This is a genomic window from Streptomyces sp. CO7, assembly GCF_053474865.1.
On sequence record NZ_JBRIOU010000002.1, the window covers coordinates 645,521 to 648,723 of the forward strand.

Annotated in this window: 4 protein-coding genes and 1 pseudogene; 3 read left to right on the plus strand and 2 right to left on the minus strand. The window is 76.1% G+C overall.

What is annotated here, in order from left to right:
• From ACOV8S_RS04900 to ACOV8S_RS04910, 3 genes and pseudogenes are all read left to right on the plus strand, one after another.
• Positions 1-230, plus strand: a pseudogene (locus tag ACOV8S_RS04900) (glycosyltransferase family 2 protein); the annotation flags it as partial.
• Positions 227-1,135: a glycosyltransferase family 2 protein gene (locus tag ACOV8S_RS04905; RefSeq protein WP_448316287.1), complete on the plus strand. Its 909-nt coding sequence runs from the start codon at positions 227-229 to the stop codon at positions 1,133-1,135. The pseudogene ACOV8S_RS04900 and the gene ACOV8S_RS04905, both read left to right, overlap by 4 nt.
• Before the next feature lie 106 nt (positions 1,136-1,241).
• A complete protein-coding gene (locus ACOV8S_RS04910; protein ID WP_448316288.1) occupies positions 1,242-1,985 on the plus strand; it encodes a histidine phosphatase family protein in 744 nt (247 codons plus the stop codon).
• 26 nt (positions 1,986-2,011) lie between these two features.
• Here ACOV8S_RS04910 and ACOV8S_RS04915 read toward each other — a convergent pair whose 3' ends face one another.
• Positions 2,012-2,560: a DUF4396 domain-containing protein gene (locus tag ACOV8S_RS04915; protein WP_448316289.1), complete on the minus strand. Its 549-nt coding sequence runs from the start codon at positions 2,558-2,560 to the stop codon at positions 2,012-2,014.
• 177 nt (positions 2,561-2,737) lie between these two features.
• On the minus strand, positions 2,738-3,203 hold a 466-nt coding region (locus ACOV8S_RS04920; protein WP_448316290.1), incomplete at its 5' end, for a DUF305 domain-containing protein.

A 3,203-nucleotide genomic window follows, 5' to 3' on the forward strand; every position in this document is an offset into this window, starting at 1 on the left:
GCACCGCCCTGCAACGGCGCAACGAGGTGCTGACCGCCTGGCTGCGCCGGCCGCTGCCGCTCGCCCTGGCCCGCACCCGCGAACTCGCCGTCGAGGCATGGCAAGGCGGCCCCGCCCGGCACGCCCTGCGCGGGACGCTGGTGCGGCTGCCGGGCGCGCTGCGCGCCCGCTCACCGCTGCCGCCGCACGTCGAACGGGCCGCCCGGCTGCTGGACGGGGCCCGCGCGTGAACCCCTCCGGAGCCGACCCGCGCGTCAGCGTCGTGATCATCACCCACAACCGGCGCGACGAACTCCTGTTCACCCTCGACCGGCTGGCGGAACTGCCGGAGCGGCCGCGGGTGATCGTCACCGACAACGCCTCGGCCGACGGCACCGCCGCCGCCGTCGCGCGCCGCCACCCCGAGGTGCTGCTGCTGCGCCCGGGCCGCAACCTCGGGGCGGTCGGCCGCAACCTGGCGGTGCGGCACGTCACCACGCCGTACGTGGCGTTCTGCGACGACGACACCTGGTGGGAGCCCGGCTCGCTGCGCGGCGCCGCCGACCTGCTGGACCGGTTCCCGGGCGTCGCCGCGGTGACCGCCCGCATCCTCGTGGAGCCGGGAGGGACCGAGGACCCCATCGTCGCCGAACTGCGCGACTCGCCCCTGCCGGGACCCGGCTGGCTGCCCGGACCCGCGCTGGGTTCGTTCCTCGCGGCGGCGACCGTGCTGCGCACCGACGCGTTCCGGTCGGCCGGCGGGTTCTCGCCGCGGCTCTGGCTCGGCGGCGAGGAGGAACTGCTCGCCGTGGACCTCGCGGCGGCGGGGTGGTGGCTGGTCTACGCGGACTCCCTCACCATCCACCACCGGGCGTCCGCGGCGCGGGACTCCACGCTGCGGCGCACGCACGGCATCCGCAACACGCTCTGGTTCACCTGGCTGCGGCGCCCGCCGCGCGCGGCGCTGCGGCGCACCCTGCACCTGGCGCGGACCGTGCCGCGCGACGCCGCCTCGCTGCGCGGTTTCGCCCTGGCGGCGGCCGGGCTGCCGTGGGTGGTGCGGGAGCGGCGGGTGCTCCCGGCGGCGGTCGAGTCCCGTCTGGTGCTGCTGGAGGCCTCCCAACGGGCCTCCCGGGCACGGCAGTACACGGGATGACGGCGGTGGCCCGGGACCTCGCGCGGATCCCTGCCGGGCGTTACGGTCCCCCCGGGAGGAGCGCGCGTATGGAGCTGCCCAGGACCGGCCGGCGCGGGCGGCCGGCATGACACGGACGTCCGGAACCGGCGACGCGGGCGGCCTGGCGCCGCCCTGCGCGCTGGCCGGCCTGTGGGCCGTGCGGCACGGGCAGAGCACGGCCAACGTGGCCTTCGCCGCGGCGGAGGCGTCGCTCTCCACGGAGCCCGTCCCCGGCCGCGACCGGGACGTCCCGCTGACCGGGCGCGGGGAGGCGCAGGCCCTCGCCCTGGGGGCCTGGCTGGCCGGCCGGACCCCCGGAACCGGCCCGGACCTGGTCGTGTGTTCCCCCTACCTGCGGGCCCGGCAGACCTGGGAGCTCATGGCGTCCCGGGCCGCCGAGCTCGGTGTCGCGTCGCCCGACGCGCTGGTGGACGAGCGGCTGCGGGACCGGGAGACGGGTGTCTTCGAGCTGCACCCTCCGACCGCGCTGCGTGCCCGGGCGCCGGAGGAGGCGGCCCGCCGGGAGCTGCTGGGGGACTGGTACTACCGGCCGCCCGGCGGGGAGGCCTTCACCGACGTCGCCGTCCGCGTCGGGCAGTTCGTCGCCGACCTGGGCCGGGCCGCACCCGGACGGCGCGTCCTGCTCGTCGCGCACGACGGGGTGCTGGTCGCCCTGCGCCACGTTCTCGCCGGGATCGGAGCCGCCTCGCCCGAGTCGCTGCCGCCCGTGCCGAACGCCTCGGTGTCGCACTGGGAGGGCGACGGGCGGCGCCTGCACCCCACCCGCTGGGGCGACACCGCCCACCTGGACGCGGCGGACCCCGCCTGACGCACCGCCCGGCGGCCCTCCCCGGGTCAGTGGTGGTGGGCGTGGACGACCGCGTGTCCCTTGCCGCGGCCGATCATCCACTTGTTCACCGGAGTGGTGACCAGGAAGGCCACGGCGAAACCGCCCAGCAGCGCCGACCAGAACAGGCCGTCCGAGAGCTGGGCGTCCATCGCCCCGGGGGTCAGCGCGATGATCCCGTTGTCGACGAGCTCCATCACGGCGATGGAGACCGTGTCGGCGGCCAGCGCCACCTTGATCGCCGCCCTCAGCTCCAGTCCGGCCCTGCGGACCCCGAACAGGGTGAAGGAGTAGCCGAAGACGAAGGCCAGGCCGATCGCCAGCACCATGGTCGGCACGTTCCCCCAGGCCAGCGCGGTGCCGATGACCATGCCGAGGATCTCGCCCACGGCGCAGCCGGTGAGGCAGTGCAGCGTCGCCCTCGCCGCCATGGCCCAGCTCGCGCCCGGGCGGGCCGCGTGGTGGTGCCCGGCGTCATGCCCGCCCCGGTGTCCGGCGTGGCCCCCGTGTCCCGCGTGACCGTGGGCGTCGCCGGAGTGGTGCCCGGTGTGCTCCATGACGGTTCTCCCCTCACTGTCCGGCGGGGCTCGTCTCCCGACCCCGCACCCTCCGAACCTTATACCCCCTGGGGGTATTCCGCGCGAGCGGGAAACGGGTTCGTGACACGCCGGTGGGGCGGACGCCGCGCTGCGCGACGCCCGCCCCACCGGGTGGCAACTGGTGCCGGGAACTTGTCAGTTACGGCCGAGGAGGTTCTTCATGCGCCCGATCTCCGACGACTGCGCGTCGACGATGTCCGCCGCCATCCCCCGGGCCGGCGGGTGGGAACCGTCCGCGCGCTCCGTCCGGGCCATGGCGACGGCGCCCTCGTGGTGCTCGATCATCATCCGCAGGAAGGCCTCGTCGAACGCCGGACCGGAGGCCTCGCGAAGGGCCTCCATGTCCTCGGCGGACATCATTCCGTCGCCGCCGCCGTGTGCGCCGTGACCTGCGGTGCCTTCGGTGGGCACGTCCTCGCCCCAAGACCTCAGCCAGCCGGACAGGGTGGCGATCTCAGGGGCCTGGGCCTTCTCGATCTCCGCGGCGAGGCGCTTCACCTCCGTCGACGCCGCCCGGTCGGGCGCGAGGCCGGCCATCTCCACCGCCTGCCGGTGGTGCGGGATCATCCCGGTGGCGAAGGCGACGTCGGCGGCGTTGGGC